Below are 17,478 nucleotides of genomic sequence, written 5' to 3' on the forward strand. Positions count from 1 at the left end.
CAGCGATTTTATATCGCGTCTGTTTTAGGTATAAGTTTTTAGGTTTAAGCTTTTAGGTTTCAAAAACTAAAAATAAAGCCTAAATCATTTTAAAAAGGTGCTGTTTAGCGCCTTTTTTTGTGGGTGTTTGAATATGCGGGTGTGCATTGTTTTTGTTTAACAGTGATTATGTCGCCACAGAGAAGTGAAGGAGAAATGGCTCACCAATCACCGTGTTTTCTCTGTGTAGCGCGAAGCGCATTTATGTCCTCGGTGGTGGTATTTAATTTACAATTAATGAGTAGCAGCACATCAACCCTGAGCAAGCCCGGAGCCCACAATGTTAACACTAACACCGGAGCTATACCTTACCTTGTAGACCCGCAGCTTTTTGGCGTAACGAGCGATAGCGCGTAAATATTAAACCAATACAATCACAAAGAGGTGTAGAGGCGCTTCGCTTTAGAGAAGCAACTAGCAACTTGCGCGAGCAAGCTTCGCGCCTACAACTTTCACTCCTCATTTTCTCCTCATTTTTTCTCTTTGTGCAATACATCGTTTGAATAATGAGATGCTTTGCCTTTCGTATGAACAAGCTTCGCGCTTACAAGCCAAATTAACCACCGAGAAGTACAGAAGAAGTGATTAACCAATCCCCGTCTGTGGTTGAATTAATGAGTAGCAGCGGCTTTATGCCGCGAAAAAATTTAATACCAAACGCGAGGTAAACTCCTGCTACGTGGTTAGTTCATAGTTTTTAGGCGCACATTGCTTTTGTTTAAAAGTGATTATGTCACCACCGAGAAGTGAAGGAGAAGAGCAGAAGAAGCGATTAACCAATCCCCGTGTTTTCTCTGTGTAGCGCGAAGCGCCTCTGTGTCCTCGGTGGTGGTATTTAATTTACAATTAATGAAAAGCTGTACATCAACCCTGAACAAGCTTGGTGCCTACAGGCCACGAACTAAAATTTAGATAATAAAAAGGGGAGCTATGTTGCTCCCCTTTGTGCCTATAATTTTGATTTATTTAAGATCAAATCTGTCGGCGTTCATTACTTTTACCCATGCATTTACGAAATCATTTACAAAACGTTCGTTGTTGTCGTCTTGTGCGTAAAATTCGCTTAGTGCACGTAATATAGAGTTTGAACCAAACACTAAATCTATACGTGTTGCAGTCCATTTTATGGTGCCTGTTTTACGTTCAACAATGTTGTAAACACCTGGCTCAGACGGTTTCCAGTTATTGGCCATGTCGGTTAAGTTTACAAAAAAGTCGGTAGAAAGCGCACCTACATTGTCGGTAAATACGCCGTGTTTGCTGCCTGCGTAGTTTGTGCCTAACACGCGCATTCCGCCAAACAGTACGGTCATTTCTGGTGCTGTTAGGCCCATTAACTGGCTACGCTCTAAAAGTAGCTCTTCTGGCGATACGCTAAAGTCGCCTTTAAGGTAGTTTCTAAAGCCGTCGTGTACTGGCTCTAATGGTTCGAACGACTCGGCATCGGTCATTTCGTCGGTTGCATCGCCGCGCCCTGGCGCAAACGGTACTGTTACATCAACACCAGCTTGTTTTGCAGCTTGCTCTACAGCTGCTGTGCCACCTAATACGATTAAATCTGCAATACTGATAGGCTTAGCTAAACCTGCTTTAAATTTTTCAAGGGCGCTAAGTACGCTTGCTAGGCGCTCTGGCTCATTACCTTGCCAATCTTTTTGCGGAGCTAAGCGAATACGCGCGCCATTTGCACCACCACGGCGGTCTGAGCCACGGTACGTACGTGCGCTATCCCACGCTGTAGTAATTAAATCAGTTGCGCTTACGCCACAATCAAGAATTTGTGCTTTTAGCTCGCTAATTTCATCATCAGATAGGGTGTAGTCAACCGCTGGAATTGGGTCTTGCCAAATTAGGTCTTCGCTTGGTACATCTTTACCTAAGTAACACGCTTTAGGACCTAAGTCGCGGTGCGTAAGTTTAAACCACGCGCGGGCAAACACATCAGAAAAATACTCAAAGTCGTTGTTAAAACGTTCAATAATTTTACGGTAGATTGGGTCTACCTTCATGGCCATATCGGCGTCGGTCATCATTGGGTTTAAACGAATTGATGGGTCTTCTACATCTACCGGCTTGTCTTCTTCTTTAATATTTACAGGCTCCCATTGGTGCGCGCCTGCTGGGCTTTTAGTTAGTTCCCACTCGTAGTTTAATAGTAAGTGGCAGTAGCCGTTATCCCATTTTGTTGGGTGGGTAGTCCACGCGCCTTCTAGGCCCGACGTTACGGTATTGCGACCAAAGCCGCCTTCTTTAGTGCTGTTCCAGCCTAGGCCTTGCTCGTGTACGTCGGCCGCTTCTGGCTCTGGGCCTAAGTGCTCAGCTTTACCGTTACCGTGGGTTTTACCTACCGTGTGACCGCCTACAGTAAGCGCTGCGGTTTCTTCGTCGTTCATTGCCATGCGAGCGAATGTTTCACGTACGTGCTGCGCGGTTTTTTGCGGATCGGGTATACCATTAACGCCTTCTGGGTTTACGTAAATTAAGCCCATTTGTACCGCAGCTAATGGGTTTTCCATGGTGTCGGGTTTTTCTACGTTGTAGTAACGCTCATCACTCGGTGCTAGCCATTCTTTTTCTGCGCCCCAGTAAATGTCTTTTTCTGGATGCCAAATGTCTTCACGGCCACCGGCAAAGCCATAAATTTTTAAGCCCATTGATTCGTATGCCATGTTACCGGCTAAAATAAATAGGTCGGCCCACGATAGTTTGTTACCGTATTTTTTCTTGATTGGCCACAATAGGCGGCGTGCTTTATCTAGGCTTGCGTTGTCTGGCCACGAATTTAGCGGCGAAAAACGCTGGTTGCCGGTGCTTGCGCCACCACGGCCATCTGATAATCGGTACGTACCCGCAGAGTGCCATGCCATACGGATCATTAAGCCGCCGTAATGACCCCAATCGGCAGGCCACCAATCTTGGCTATCGGTCATAAAGGCTTTTAGGTCTGCTTTTACTGCGTCTAAATCGAGAGATTTGAATGCTTCGGCGTAGTCAAAGTCTGTGCCGTAGGGGTTTGATTTTGTGTCGTGCTGATGAAGAATGTCTAAATTTAGAGTATTTGGCCACCAATCTGTGTTTACTTTAGAAATAACTGAGTTACTACCGTGCATTACGGGACATTGACCCGATTTAGTGCTGCTCATTTTCAGCTCCTTACTTTAAATGAAGAGTTTAACTATTTTACTCAAGCCCCAGCGCTTACATTTAAAGTAACACGCTAAGGTGTATTAATTTTGTGCATAATTTTTATTTACTGCTCAAACAATATAGACCCCTAATATTACATTCGCCAGCGTATTAACTTGAATTAAATCGATTGAAACCATTGGTTTAATGAATACAGTTTAAACACCACAATTAGTGTGATCGGATTAAATAGATAACGCGTAATGGTATGTGAAGGGTTTGAAAGTGGCTTTTAATTAAGCGCACATTGGAATACCCCCCTTCACCATGAAATTAAAGTTGTTTATAAAGGTGCATTACTAAGCCCAATGCACCTTTACTTTATAACTTATTGAAATCTATTTTGAATAATTAAGTAAATGTTCAGATTAACTTGATTATTATGACCACTCACTCCTGTTATTTCCCTGCGACAATTTATTGTTGTTTTAAGCAGTTTTGCCAGCCCACATTGGGCTGGCTTTTTTTTGCCTAGAATTTAGAATCCTTTGAGGCTATGTGAACAGTTGTATGATTTTGTTAACTTGTTTAATGTTCAAAGCCAACACGCCCTAGTGCCAATAAGCCTTGCATGTTAAAGTGCGATTAGTCACTAATAATTAACTAGGCGTACCCATGCGTTTTTATATAACTATTCTATTTGTTTGTTTTGTTTCGCTTTTAAATACTGTTAATGCCCAAGAATCTGCTGCACCAACAGAAGAGCAACAGCAACAAGCGTTAGCGCAATTAAATGAGCCCATGTATAAACCGCTTTTAGAACGCTATATTCTTGATGAGTTAAAAGCCGTTCGCCAAGACCAACAACAATTACGCGAAGATGTAACAAAACAAGTTACACACGCCCAATTAGACACCGCCGACAGAGCGCTTATTTACACCACCGACACTATTAATAACGTGTTTTTTATTATTACTGCTACGGCCTCTATTTTGGTTTTAGTAGGCTGGAACTCGCTGCGCGATGTTAAAAATAAAGTAGAAGACATAGTAAATACGCGTGTCAGTGTGATCACTGACGAGTACGAAGATCGCTTAAAAATTCTTGAAGAAAAACTGCGTGTACGCTCAGAAGAAATACTCAGTAACCAAGAGCGTATATCGGTCACTAACGAGGTGCACTCGTTATGGATGCGCGCAAACCTAGAAAGCGACTTTGCAAACAAAATTGAAATATTTGACGAAATTTTAAAACGTAAGCCAGAAGATGTAGAAGCCATTGCCTATAAAGCCGATGCATTATTAGAGCTAAACGAAACAGCTAAAGCCATTGAGTTATGTAACCAAGCCATTGATATAGATAGCGACTACGGCTATGCCTACTGGCAGCGTGCGTGTGCGTATGCACTTACACACAAACATGCCGATGCATTAGCCGATATAAAAATGGCTCTTGAATACTCGCCAAACTTACGTAATGAGCTACTACACGAAAGTGCATTTGCCAGCCTACACGACAACGACAGCTTTAATACCATAGTAGCGGGAAGCTAGAGTTTTGTAGGCGCGTTATTGCCGTAAAGTGCGAAGCCCACAATAGCAGTAGCAGCGGCTTTATGCCGCGAAAAAAATTCAATATAAAACGCGAGGTAAACTCGCTGCTACGTGGTTAGCTCATGCTTTCGTTTAAAAGTGATTATCACACCACCGAGAAGAGAAGCAGGAGAACAGGAGAAATTACTCACCACCCCCCATTGTTTCCTCTGTGTCTATGTGTCCTCTGTGGTGAAATTAATGAGTAGCAGCGGCTTTATGCCGCGAAAAAATTCAATATAAAACGCGAGGTAAACTCGCTGCTACGTGGTTAGCTCATGATTTCGTTTAATAGTGATTATGTCACCACCGAGAAGTGAAGGAGGAGAACAGGAGAAATTACTCACCAACCCCCATTGTTTCCTCTGTGTCTCTGTGTCCTCTGTGGTGAAATTAATGAGTAGCAGCGGCTTTATGCCGCGAAAAAGTTTAATATAAAACGCGAGGTAAACTCGCTGCTACGTGGTTAGTGACCACCGAGAAGTAAAGGAGGAGAGCAGGAGAAAAACTGAAGAAATAAATCACCAATACCTGTGCTTTCTCTGTGTAGCGCGAAGCGCCTCTGTGTCCTCTGTGGTGAAATTAATGAGTAGCAGCGGCTTTATGCCGCGAAAAAGTTTAATATAAAACGCGAGGTAAACTCGCTGCTACGTAGTTAGCTCATGCTTTCGTTTAAAAGTGATTATGTCACCACCGAGAAATGAAGGAGGAGAGCAGGAGAAATTACTCACCAACCCCCATTGTTTCCTCTGTGTCTCTGTGTCCTCTGTGGTGAAATTAATGAGTAGCAGCGGCTTTATGCCGCGAAAAAATTCAATATAAAACGCGAGGTAAACTCGCTGCTACGTGGTTAGCCTATGCTTTCGTTTAAAAGTGATTATGTCACCACCGAGAAATGAAGGAGGAGTGCAGGAGAAAAACTGGAGAAATAAATCACCAATACCTGTGTTTTCTCTGTGTAGCGCGAAGCGCCTCTGTGCCCTCTGTGGTGAAATTAATGAGTAGCAGCGGCTTTATGCCGCGAAAAATTCAATATAAAACGCGAGGTAAACTCGCTGCTACACGATAAACCCTATTCTGTAGACACGTCTTAAAAATGATTATCTCACCACAAAGAAGTAACTCACCAATGCCTATTTTCTCTGTGTAGCGCAAAATGCCCTCTGTGGGGCAATTAATGAGAAAATACGCATCCCCCTGAGCAAACTAGGCGTCTACAGGCAAAATTAGCTACAGGGTAAAACTTGTATTCAGGCGTTTATAATTATCGTTTAAAGTATAAATCGATGGCTTTGGTGAGGAGTTCGTCGAGTTGCTCTTCGAAGGTATCTATATCAATTTCAAAATGGTTTAAATAGGCCTTGGCTTGCACTCGCGATAGGTTGCGGTTTTTTACGCTGTATTGACGCTCATCTTTTTGTTTGTCAAAACGTGGTAAAAACAAAAATTGCCCGTAATAAGGTGATTTAATATGCTTATTAGCATAACGACAAAAGTCTTCTATGTGATCTGCGCCCTGCGGCCCTAAACACCCTGGCTCAACGCGGTACATTAAGCGAATTTTTTTGTCGTCTGCTAACTGCATAGTATGCCTTTTATAATTATCTAAAAAATAATACGCGGATTATTTTTCCGTCTTTTATTTGGTAGCTCGATACTAACTCAGAGCGTTTATCTACCACGTTTTCGTCTGTTGAACAGGTTTCTGATAGCTCGTGGTCTATTACTATATCGCCGTGCACAATACGCTTTATTGGCGAGCTATTAATGCATTTTAATTTTTTAAACATTAAGCCATAACGGGCTATTAGTTTTTCTTTTCCTTTAAATAATAGCTCATTAGGAAAAATATAAAACTCTACATCTTCATCGTACATACGAATAAATTGTTCAATATTACGTGCGTTATAGGCTTCTACTAATTGCTCTACAACAGCAAGCGACTCGCGAGATTGCTTAGCTTTAGCTTGCTGCTTAGCGGTTAATGCCTCTTTGGCTTGCGTTACCGCTTTTTCTGCCTCGGCCACAGCTGCTGCTTTTTCTACTTTGTTTTTTGGTTTTTCTACCGGTTTTGGGGTTTCGCTACCCAGTACTTTTGAGTCGTCAGGTTTAGTAGTATCTACTGTTGGCGCTTTAAGCTCTGGGGCTTGGTACTCAAGCGTGTTTAACTTTTCATCTTTTGCTTTTGTTGGTGAATTGCTGGCTTGAGTAGAGCTTGACGCTTGCTCGGTACTTTTTTGCTCTTCTTGAGTCTCTTCGGTTTGCTCTGCTGCATAACTGATCAGGGCAACAGTGGCAATAAGCGAGGCAAAAATAATAGATAACGATTTCATAACTTTCCTAATATGAACATATAACGCTGTTAATGCTGCAACATAACAAATTTGAGCGTTTTCGGGTAGCAATTAAATGATTGTTATACACTTTACCAATACTGCTCAACCGTTATGTGCCCTGGGTCTCTGCGACGGTTTCGTTTAAAGTTTTTATCTAAAAGTAACTGTGTGGTGTCTTTTACCATTTGTGGGTTACCGCAAATCATAAATTGCGAATTACTCGGGCTTGGGGTTCTAGAGGCTTTACTAAATAGCTCGCCGTTTTGAATTGCTGTAGTTATACGCCCTTTCAGGCCTTGCTGTGGCTCCTCACGGCTTACAACCGGAATGTAGTTAAGTTGTGTAGGGTGTGCGTTTATTAGGGTGTGTATTAGATTCTGATAGCTTAAATCGGTATTAAAACGTACGCCGTGCACTAAATTAATCTGTGTGTATTTTTGCCATACCTCTTGTTGCTGCAAAATAGATAAAAACGGCCCTATTGCAGTGCCTGTACCTAGCATCCATAACTGCTCGCTTGGCGGTATTTCGTCTAAGGTAAAAAAGCCTGTGGCACGTTGCTCTATTAATACAGTGTCGCCTGGTTTTAATTGCGCCAACCTAGGCGATAATAAGCCGCCCTCTACATTGATAAGGTAAAATTCTAAATCGGGGTTATTAGGCGCGTTTACATAAGAGTATGCCCGAGCAATACGTTTATCGCCCTCCATAATCGAGAGCTTAGTAAACTGCCCTGCTTTAAATGGCTCTACGCTTGCGTTCACTACCAGGCTGAAAAGTGTATCGCTCCACCATGTTACTTTTTTTACGGTTGCATCTACCCAGTTAGACATAGTCAACTCCATAGCTTAACGGTTAAACAACAAAAACAATAAATGGTTGTAATTTATACACTAGCATTAACTTAGTAAGAGTGACACTGGGTGTAGCTACTTTTTAAACGTAGTGCTTTTACTTTGGGTAACATTGGTTTGTTTAAAAAAGATGAGTAGCAGCGGCTTTATGCCGCGAAAAAAATTAATACCAAACGCGAGGAGAACTCGCTGCTAAGCGGTTAGCTCGTGCTGTACAGACGCGCGTTGTTTTCGTTCATAAGTGATTTTTTTCACCACAGAGGAGTGAAGGAGAAGAGCAGGAGAAATGACTTACCAACCCCCATTGTTTCCTTTGTGTCTCTGTGCCCTCTGCGGTGCAATTAATGAGTAGCAGCGGCTTTATGCAGCGAAAAAATTAATACCAAACGCGAGGTGAACTCCAGCTACGCGGTTAGCTCGTGCTTTGTAGACGCGCGTTGTTTTCGTTCATGAGTGATTTTGTTACCACAGAGAAGTGAAGGAGAAGAGCAGGAGAAATGTTACCACCCCCCATTGTTTCTTCTGTGTAGCGCTAAGCGCCTCTGTGTCCTCTGTGGTGAAAAACAAGTTAAGCCAATTATTCACAAAGAGGTTAAGACACGCTGCACTTTTAGAGGTAGATAATAAGTGATTTAAAAAGTGATGAGCCAATCCCCGTGCTCTCTGTGTAACGCTAAGCGCCTCTGTGTACTTTGTAGTGGAATTCATGAGTAGCAGCGGCTTTATGCCGCGAAAAAAATTAATACCAAACGCGAGGTTAACCCCAGCTACGCGGTTAGCTCGTGCTGTGCAGCTTGCTGGCGCTTTAAAAGCAGCGCTTTTATAGGCATAAAAAAAGCCGCATAAAATGCGGCTTTGGGGGGTTTAGTCTCACTTCACTTTGGGCGTGTCTCCAAAACTTAGTGAATACGTTACCAAGGAACTGTTTGCTAATTTAATAAAATTGCGTTTATTAAATAGACTCTAAAGCAATTTTAACCATTTCGTTAAATGTGCTTTGGCGCTCATCTGCAGGTGTTGCTTCACCGGTGATCACGTGGTCACTTACGGTAAATAGTGCCATTGCGTTAGCACCATACTCTGCAGCTACACCATATAAACCTGCTGTTTCCATATCTACAGCTAGTACACCTAGTTTATCTAGGTCTTTGTAGAATGTGTCGTCAGCTTGGTAGAAGGTATCGGTAGTAAATACGTTACCTACTTTTGCTTTAATGCCTAGGTCTTTAGCGGCGTTAACACCGTTTAAAAGTAGGTCAAAGTTAGCAATTGCTGAAAAATCGTAACCACGAACGCGTGCACGGTTTACGTTTGAGTCGGTGCTTGCGCCTTGTGCAAAAATTACGTCGCGAATTTTAATATCTGTACCAATACCACCACAGGTACCAATACGAATAATATTTTTAACGCCAAAGCTTACAATTAACTCACGCGCATAAATAGACATAGATGGTATGCCCATGCCCGAACCCATAATACTTACAGGTTTACCTTTGTATGTGCCTGTAAAGCCGTACATGTTACGTACGCCTGTTACTTGTACTGCATCATCTAAAAAGTTTTCAGCAATGTATTGTGCACGAAGCGGATCGCCCGGCATTAATACTGTTTCAGCGAAGTCACCAACGTTTGCACTAATATGCGGAGTACTCATTAATTGTTTTCCTTTTTATTTAGGCGCGTTTAGCTTATTTAAAAAGCCGTCACCGTATTCAAGTGCAGGTAAGTTAAACCACTGTGCAAGGGTTTGGCCTATATCTGCAAAGCTATTGCGCTCGCCAAGCGGGGTATTTTGCATGCCCGGTTGATAAGCTATAACTGGTACATATTCGCGGGTGTGCTCTGAACCTGGAAAGGTTGGATCACAGCCGTGATCTGCAGTGATCATTAACACGTCATCTGCATTTAATTGGTTTAGTATAGTTGGTAAGTAATCGTCAAATTCTTTTAACGCTTTTGCATAACCAACTGGGTTGCGACGGTGGCCAAACTTTTCGTCAAAATCAACTAAATTGGTAAAAATTAAGCTGTTATCTGGCGCACTTGCTAATACTTCGCTGCTTTTTTCAAGCAAATTCATCAGCCCTGGGGCTTTGTGTTTTTGGGTAATGCCTTGGTGTGCATATATATCTGCAATTTTACCAATGCTTATTACTTCACCACCGTGTTTAGATAGCACATCTAATAGGGTCGGTGCTGGCGGCAATACTGAATAATCGCGACGATTACCAGTACGGGCAAAATCTGCGCTGCTTGTGCCTAAAAATGGCCTAGCAATAACACGGCCTATATTTAGTTTATCAAGTAATTCGCGGGCAATTTCACACACTTCGTAAAGGCGCTCAAGGCCAAAAGACTCTTCGTGTGCGGCAATTTGAAACACGCTATCTGCTGAGGTGTAACAAATTGGTTTGCCTGATTTTACGTGCTCTTCGCCTAGCTGCTCTAATATGGTGGTGCCTGATGCATGGCAGTTGCCTAAAATGCCAGGTATACCGGTAGCGGCTATAAATTCGTCTACAAATTCTTGTGGAAAACTCGGCTGTGTTTTAGGGAAGTAGCCCCAATCAAATAACACAGGTACGCCGGCCATTTCCCAGTGCCCTGATGGCGTATCTTTACCGCTTGAAAGCTCTTTTGCATAACCCCATGCACCTTGCGATGCTTGACGCTCAGAAACTAAACACGTTTCACCGCCCGCTGCCTCACAGGCATCGATTAAACCTAATTTAGATAAATTAGGTAACGATAACGCTTTACCCGTTTCGTCGTGGTATGCTTTTAATAAGTGGGCGAGTGTATTTGCTCCAACATCACCAAATTTGTCTGCATCGGGTGCTGCGCCTATACCTAGGCTGTCTGCCATTAAGATGATTGCTCTTGCCATGTTGACCTCACTTTGCTTCTAGGTGGTTACTTTATCCGCTGATCGAATTTTCCGTACAGGACATAAGTCCTGTTTCATAAAAGCTAAACATTATAAATTTGCGTTCTTAAGCAAAGCAAAAGAGATTATTCGTGTCTTTTTTGCTATTGTGATCAACCAAACAACTTTTCCTTTCTGTGTGGGTGAGAACTTTAGTGACACGAACTATTATAGCTATTGCTGGCGCATCAGCGTCGGGCAAATCTCTTTTTAGCCAAACTATTTACAATGAGTTGGTTAATGAGCTTGAACCAGGCGCTATCGCCATTATTGAAGAAGATGCTTATTACAAGGATCAGTCGCATTTGCCTATGGAACACCGTACGCAAACTAACTACGACCATCCTGATGCATTTGAACATGAGTTAATGCTTGAACATTTAACTCAACTTCGTAGTGGTAACTCTGTCGAAGTACCTACTTATGATTATGCACAACACACACGAAGCGATGAAACTCGTCGCGTTGCTGCAGCTAAAATTTTAATAGTAGAAGGTATTTTATTATTAAGTGATAAAGCACTTAATAAAGAATTTGATATTAAGGTATTTATAGATACACCCCTTGATATTTGCTTAATGCGTCGTATGCAACGAGACATGGAAAAAAGAGGCAGAACATTACAATCTGTTGTTGAGCAATATCAAGCAACTGTTAGACCGATGTTTTATCAATTTATTGAGCCTTCAAAGCATAACGCTGATTTGGTTGTGACTCGAGGCGGAATGAACCGCGTTGCGATTGATATTATTAAAAGTAAAATTAAGTATTTACTACAAGAATAATAACGGGGAACATCTGTATGACAACATTTATGAGCTTAGTAGGCATGTTTGTACTACTAAGTATTGCTTTTGCGGCTTCGACTAATCGTAAAGCAATAAACTTACGCACCGTAGCGATAGCCTTTGCTATGCAAGTAGTTATTGGTGGGTTTGTACTGTTTTTTGAAGCAGGTAAAAATGTGTTAGCAAGTATGTCTAGTGCCGTCTCTTCGGTAATTAGCTTTGCAAACGACGGGATTGGGTTTTTATTTGGCCCTCTTGCATCGCAAGATACACTCGGTTTTATTTTTGCTATTCAAGTTTTACCGGTCATTGTGTTTTTCTCAGCACTTGTTGCTGTGCTTTACCACATTGGCATTATGGATTGGATAATTAAAATTCTGGGCGGCGGTTTACAAAAACTATTGAAAACCTCGCGCACAGAATCGCTCTCAGCAACGGCTAATATATTTGTAGGCCAAACTGAAGCACCCTTAATAGTTAAGCCGTTTATAGCAACCATGACTAAGTCTGAGTTGTTTGCAGTAATGGTAGGTGGCTTAGCCACGGTAGCAGGCTCTGTAATGGCAGGTTACGTAATTATTGGTGTAGAGCTTAAGTATTTAATTGCCGCCAGCTTTATGGCTGCACCAGGTGGGTTTTTAATGGCCAAAATGATTGTGCCAGAGACCGAAACACCTAAAGATACGCTTGCTGATTTAGACACCGATGAAGACAAGCCAGTTAATGTTATTGATGCAGCAGCATCAGGCGCAGCTAACGGCATGCATTTAGCGCTAAATGTGGGCGCAATGCTATTAGCTTTCGTAGCATTAATAGCATTATTAAACGGTTTACTAGGCGGTATTGGTGGGTGGTTTGATTACCCTACTTTAACGCTACAAGAAATTTTAGGTTATGTATTTGCTCCTGTTGCATGGTTACTTGGCGTACCGTGGGATGAGGCAATCATAGCTGGTAGTTTTATTGGTCAAAAGTTAGTAGTAAATGAGTTTGTTGCTTACTTAGACTTTATAAATTATCGCGATACGTTAAGTGCGCACACTCAAGCAATTGTAACATTTGCGTTATGTGGGTTTGCTAATCTATCGTCGATAGCTATTTTACTAGGTGGATTAGGCGGTATGGCGCCTAGTCGGCGAAAGGATATCGCACGCTTAGGGCTCAGAGCAGTGTTAGCAGGATCTATGGCTAACCTTATGAGCGCAGCAATTGCTGGGTTTTTCCTCTCGCTAGCTTAGAAACTTAATGAGATGAACACCGGTGTTGCAAAACAAGAAGATAGTACTTTAAGGGGTTAAAGCACTATCTGACTTGAACGATACTTCACCAAGGGCCGCAAGGCCCTTTTATCGTTTTAAGGCCCTTATAAATATATTCTTCCTTTTAATAACTACTTTCTCTTTCTTACCTTTAAGTACATATACGCTCATGGCTTTTTATATTTTTGCGATAAATTTGTATTATTGAAAAGTGGTAAATTATAAATTTTAGGCCACAATTAGGTTTATCCTAATGTAACCTACTGTTTTATTGATGCTCTACCTTTAAGCACACTCATAAAATAGCCGCTGTTGATAAGTCGATTTATATAAATGCGTAAACTTTTATTAGTATTGTTGTTTGTTTTTTTTAATAGCTACGCAAGCTCAGACCCTCTTTTAGTTGTCACGGAACTCTCGCCGCCCGATCAAATACTCGTTGATGGAAAAGTGACAGGCAAAGGCACTGAGTTTATAAGGGCTATTTTTGCAAAGGCGAACCTAACGCCCGATATACAAATGTACCCATGGGCGCGAGCATTTAGACTTGCCAGCACTATCCAAAACACCTTTATTTACACCATAGCGCGCACCAAAGGGCGAGAAAACAACTTTCATTGGATAGGCCCAGTTTCGCATTTTGAGCTTGCTTTTGTTGCGCTTAAAGAGCGTGACGACATAATTATTAACAATACTGAGGAAGCAAAAAAATACAAAATAGCGATGCAACGTAACGACTTTTCTACTGATATATTAACCAATTTGGGCTTTGAAGCTGTGCTAACCACCGATATACAAAAATCGTATTCGTTACTGGTTGCCAAAAAAGTAGACTTAATTGTTGATGACCCCGAACTAATACATCAAATAAGTCAGTATTTGCCCACCCCTGACGCTGAATTTAAAGCCATATATAATGTAGAAGAACTCAAGGTAGATGCCTATTTGGCAGCAAATAAAAACACCGATATGCGCTATATAAACGCGCTACAAAAAGCCTTTTACACACTTAAAAATCCCCAAGGGCTACCCTAGCACCGAAGCTAAACCTTGCTTATTAAAGCGCACTAATTAATGAATTCTAAAATAGGGGCTTAGTGATTAATTATTGCTATATGGCGCTATGAACGAATCGAGACTGCGCTCTTGTTTTAGCACTTTAAAGGCGCGTTGAAAGCGCTCTACTATGTGCTGCGGCACCGCTTTATTAAACGCTAAATAATTATCTTTAAGGTCGTTACTTACAGGTAGCTCAGTAAGTTGCTCTACATCAAGTAAGCTCACGTTATAAGGCTTTAATTGGTTATAAATAACGTGCTCTGAGCCTAAAATAAGATCTATTTTATTGTTTATAAAAAGCTGAATATATTGTTGCTCTTCACCAAACGTCATTAAGTTTTGCCCATTTACAAACCCTATTTTTTTGACCAATGATTGATATATATCTCCCCTTACCATGCCTAACGAATAAAGAGTGGTGTCGCCAAGGGTATTTACAGTGACATCAGGACGGCTTTTTAACTTATAAAAATAAGTTCGTGCAGTAGTTAACGGACCAAGCCAATTAAATAAAGGAATTCGGTTAGTATGTTGCGCCATTGAAAAAATGGCTGAATAAGGCTTTTTATGCACAAGCATTGCGGCACGCTTCCAAGGCATGACTTTAAAGTCGCACTCTACTTCTGCTTTAATACACAGTGCGTTGACTATATCGTAGTTAGCGCCAACAAGTTGGCCGTGCTCGTTTATAAAATTATAAGGTGCAAACTGATCTGTATAAATAACTAACTTAAAATGGTTTGCATGAGCAAATGTGCTAAAGAAGAAACAAGCAATAAAAGGAAAGAGTTTTAGAATAACCGCACCACTACATTAATTTATATTATTAAATGATAGATGGCGCTATTTTACAGTCAAATTTTAGACACAAAAAAAGCGCCTTAAGCGCTTTTTTTTATTTTTACTTTAAAAGTAAAAATTATAACGGAGTGATGTTATCCGCTTGAGGACCTTTTTGACCTTGTGAAAGAGTGAACTCTACACGTTGGCCTTCAGCTAAAGTTTTGAAACCTTCGCTTTTGATTGCTGAGAAATGTGCGAAAACGTCTGGGCCGTTTTCTTGCTCGATGAAACCAAAACCTTTAGACTCGTTGAACCACTTAACTGTACCTGATACGATGTTAGACATTGTAATATCCTGATATAAAAATAAAAAATATGCTCATAAGAGCGGGTGTAGCAAAAAATGAGATGGTACTTAAAAACTTCAGGACGGTACTACAAGTATTACTTATACAACAACGAAATGGAGATTTATAAATTACATGCTTTCTTTCTAGCTGCGGCCTACTATATAGAGTTAACTATTTATGTCAAGCCTTTATAGTAATGCAGGCAATAAATAGTGTTTGTGCTTAGCCTTTAATAACTCCCGTGGCTAGCCTATAGCTTAACCCCTGCGCGGCTTTAATAGTTAACTGGCCAATTAAAACAATGAACTATTTAATCTTTAGTTTTTAAAACGGCGGCAATGAGTACAGCTAATTTAACACCTACTCACCATTTAGATAAAACGTATTCAGCCATGATACACGCCTTACAATTTACCCTGTGTATACAAACAGCTGCACTTTGCAGTTGTACACAAAAATAGATAAGCTACTGCCACTTATCTATTTAGCGTTGGAGTGTGTTTTGCTAAATAAATGCTTTATTTCGTCTGTTGTTTTTTTATCTGGGTGTTTAATGCCATTACAATCTTCTTTTGCTAAGCCTACACTGTCTCTTGAACAACAATTGGGGCAAAAACTAATACTCGATTTACGCTATTTTTGTCAGCAAGGGTCAAGCAAACAATGCAGAACACAGGTTACTACCCTACCTGATGAACTAGCAGCGGCCATTGCTAAGCATAATATTGGTGGTGTAATTTTATTTTCTGAAAACACCCAATCTATTGAGCAAACCATTACCCTTAATAGCCAATTACAAACTGCGGCGAGTAAATCAAGCTCAAAGCTGCCGTTATTTATTTCGATAGACCAAGAAGGCGGCCGAGTGGCGCGTTTACCACGCGATGTTGCCACTTCATTTACTGGTAATATGTCTATTGGTGCAACCTATAAAAAGTATGGCATTCAATACGCAACCCAAACTGCCACTGTTATCGCTAAAGAGCTTAATTCGTTAGGTATTAATGTTAACTATGCCCCTACGGTAGATGTAAACATGAACCCCGATAACCCGGTAATTAATGTTCGCTCGTTTGGTGAAAACCCAGCGCTTGTCAGTAAATTAGGCGCAGCACAAGTGGCCGGATTTGAGAGCAACGGCGTTATTACATCGTTAAAGCATTTCCCAGGGCACGGCGATACCAACGTAGACAGCCACACAGGGTTACCACAAGTAAATCACTCCAAAGAAGACATATACCAACAAGACTTAGCTCCCTTTAAACACATAATTGCCACGCAAAACCCAGGCATGATTATGACGGCGCATATTCAATACCCACAACTCGATAACAGTACGTTTGTAAGTGTTGATGGCAAAAGCATGATAAAACCCGCCACTATGTCGCGTACTATAATTACTGACATTTTAAGAGGGGAGTTAAATTATCAAGGTGTGGTGGTAACCGACGCTTTAGATATGGCTGGCATTAGTCATTTTTTCACCCCAACCCAAGCGGTAATCAATACCTTTGCAGCAGGCGTTGACCTAGCGCTTATGCCAATAGAGATCAGAACACCGGCTGATTTAAACGCACTCGACAAACTAATGGATGAATTAGTCGCATCTGTTAATAATAAACAACTCAGTAAAGAAGAAGTGGCTCAATCGGCTGCACGTATAACCGCTTTAAAAAATAAATTTAAATTAACCACACAGCTAGACCCATTAAGCACTTTGGCTAAAGCAAAAGATATTATTGGCTCTCAAGCACATCGCAAAATAGAAGCTGAGCTTGCCGTAAATGCTATTACTGAGGTTAAAAATAACAATAATGCATTGCCTCTTAATTTAAGCAAAGGGCAACACATCCATATTATTATGCCCGATACCCGAAAATGCATGGCCATGCAGCAAGCGCTTAGCGCTATAAGTACTGCAGCGCTTAAGTATAGTTGCAGTAGTTTACAAGGGTTTGACCCTGTAAAGGCGCATAGCTTAATTAAAAATGCAGATGTGGTAATTGCAGGCAACGCTACGCCTAATCAAAGCGCTGTAGAGATTGGCGGAATGGATGATTTGAAAGACGACCCTCGCTTTGCACTCAATACCGCTGAGCAACCTAAAGCGCTGTCATCATTACTGGATATAGCTGCATCAGTGAATAAAAAAACAATATTTATAAGTTTGCGTGCCCCCTACGACATAGCGCAGTTTGGCAGCAGAGCTAATGCAGTTCTTGCTTCTTATGCGTATAATATAGATACAGATAAAAACAATGCTGTTGCGGGGCCTGCGTTTACAGCGCTTGCTAAGGTATTGTTAGGCAATGCACACGCTCATGGCGTGCTTCCAGTTACCATAAAATAATAATAACAAGGGATA

At 41.3% G+C, this 17,478-nt stretch carries 13 protein-coding genes; 5 read left to right on the forward strand and 8 right to left on the reverse strand.

Going from position 1 to position 17,478, the window contains the following annotated elements; genetic code table 11:
- Nucleotides 1-1,001: 1,001 nt before the first annotated feature.
- Nucleotides 1,002-3,182, reverse strand: a complete 2,181-nt coding sequence (gene katG, locus SJY38_RS18635; protein ID WP_377110555.1) for a catalase/peroxidase HPI — start codon at nucleotides 3,180-3,182, stop codon at nucleotides 1,002-1,004.
- Nucleotides 3,183-3,840: 658 nt separating this feature from the next.
- Here katG and SJY38_RS18640 point away from each other — a divergent pair.
- Nucleotides 3,841-4,719: a TPR end-of-group domain-containing protein gene (locus SJY38_RS18640; protein WP_024032988.1), complete on the forward strand. Its 879-nt coding sequence runs from the start codon at nucleotides 3,841-3,843 to the stop codon at nucleotides 4,717-4,719.
- 1,303 nt (nucleotides 4,720-6,022) lie between these two features.
- Here SJY38_RS18640 and SJY38_RS18645 read toward each other — a convergent pair.
- From SJY38_RS18645 to SJY38_RS18665, 5 genes are all read right to left on the reverse strand, one after another.
- Nucleotides 6,023-6,343: a hypothetical protein gene (locus tag SJY38_RS18645; RefSeq protein WP_004589283.1), complete on the reverse strand. Its 321-nt coding sequence runs from the start codon at nucleotides 6,341-6,343 to the stop codon at nucleotides 6,023-6,025.
- Between the two features lie 16 nt (nucleotides 6,344-6,359).
- On the reverse strand, nucleotides 6,360-7,091 hold the full coding sequence (locus SJY38_RS18650) for a nuclear transport factor 2 family protein (RefSeq protein WP_377110556.1): 732 nt from the start codon (nucleotides 7,089-7,091) through the stop codon (nucleotides 6,360-6,362).
- A gap of 92 nt (nucleotides 7,092-7,183) precedes the next feature.
- Complete coding sequence (locus SJY38_RS18655; protein WP_377110557.1) at nucleotides 7,184-7,927, reverse strand: ferredoxin--NADP reductase; 744 nt, start codon at nucleotides 7,925-7,927, stop codon at nucleotides 7,184-7,186.
- A gap of 973 nt (nucleotides 7,928-8,900) precedes the next feature.
- On the reverse strand, nucleotides 8,901-9,602 hold the full coding sequence (gene deoD, locus SJY38_RS18660; RefSeq protein ID WP_004587192.1) for a purine-nucleoside phosphorylase: 702 nt from the start codon (nucleotides 9,600-9,602) through the stop codon (nucleotides 8,901-8,903).
- Between the two features lie 15 nt (nucleotides 9,603-9,617).
- Nucleotides 9,618-10,835 carry a phosphopentomutase gene (locus tag SJY38_RS18665; protein WP_121638629.1) on the reverse strand — a complete coding sequence of 406 codons (1,218 nt, stop codon included), beginning with the start codon at nucleotides 10,833-10,835 and terminating at the stop codon, nucleotides 9,618-9,620.
- 194 nt (nucleotides 10,836-11,029) lie between these two features.
- Between SJY38_RS18665 and udk the strand changes: the two genes are divergently transcribed.
- The 3 genes from udk to SJY38_RS18680 all read left to right on the forward strand — a co-directional run bounded on the left by udk (nucleotide 11,030) and on the right by SJY38_RS18680 (nucleotide 13,956).
- On the forward strand, nucleotides 11,030-11,659 hold the full coding sequence (gene udk / locus SJY38_RS18670; RefSeq protein ID WP_004587190.1) for a uridine kinase: 630 nt from the start codon (nucleotides 11,030-11,032) through the stop codon (nucleotides 11,657-11,659).
- A gap of 17 nt (nucleotides 11,660-11,676) precedes the next feature.
- Nucleotides 11,677-12,900: a NupC/NupG family nucleoside CNT transporter gene (locus tag SJY38_RS18675; RefSeq protein ID WP_004587189.1), complete on the forward strand. Its 1,224-nt coding sequence runs from the start codon at nucleotides 11,677-11,679 to the stop codon at nucleotides 12,898-12,900.
- A 354-nt stretch (nucleotides 12,901-13,254) separates the two neighbouring features.
- A complete protein-coding gene (locus tag SJY38_RS18680; protein ID WP_377110558.1) occupies nucleotides 13,255-13,956 on the forward strand; it encodes a substrate-binding periplasmic protein in 702 nt (233 codons plus the stop codon).
- Between the two features lie 66 nt (nucleotides 13,957-14,022).
- Here the strand turns inward: SJY38_RS18680 and SJY38_RS18685 are convergent, their stop codons facing one another.
- Nucleotides 14,023-14,778 carry a substrate-binding periplasmic protein gene (locus SJY38_RS18685; RefSeq protein WP_377110703.1) on the reverse strand — a complete coding sequence of 252 codons (756 nt, stop codon included), beginning with the start codon at nucleotides 14,776-14,778 and terminating at the stop codon, nucleotides 14,023-14,025.
- 121 nt (nucleotides 14,779-14,899) lie between these two features.
- On the reverse strand, nucleotides 14,900-15,109 hold the full coding sequence (locus SJY38_RS18690) for a cold-shock protein (RefSeq protein WP_004587186.1): 210 nt from the start codon (nucleotides 15,107-15,109) through the stop codon (nucleotides 14,900-14,902).
- A 557-nt stretch (nucleotides 15,110-15,666) separates the two neighbouring features.
- On the opposite strand from SJY38_RS18690, the gene SJY38_RS18695 reads away from it, so the two are divergent.
- Nucleotides 15,667-17,463, forward strand: a complete 1,797-nt coding sequence (locus SJY38_RS18695; RefSeq protein ID WP_377110559.1) for a glycoside hydrolase family 3 protein — start codon at nucleotides 15,667-15,669, stop codon at nucleotides 17,461-17,463.
- Nucleotides 17,464-17,478: the final 15 nt, after the last annotated feature.

Origin of the sequence: Pseudoalteromonas sp. R86517, from assembly GCF_042466295.1 — a bacterium.
Taxonomy (GTDB): domain Bacteria; phylum Pseudomonadota; class Gammaproteobacteria; order Enterobacterales; family Alteromonadaceae; genus Pseudoalteromonas; species Pseudoalteromonas atlantica.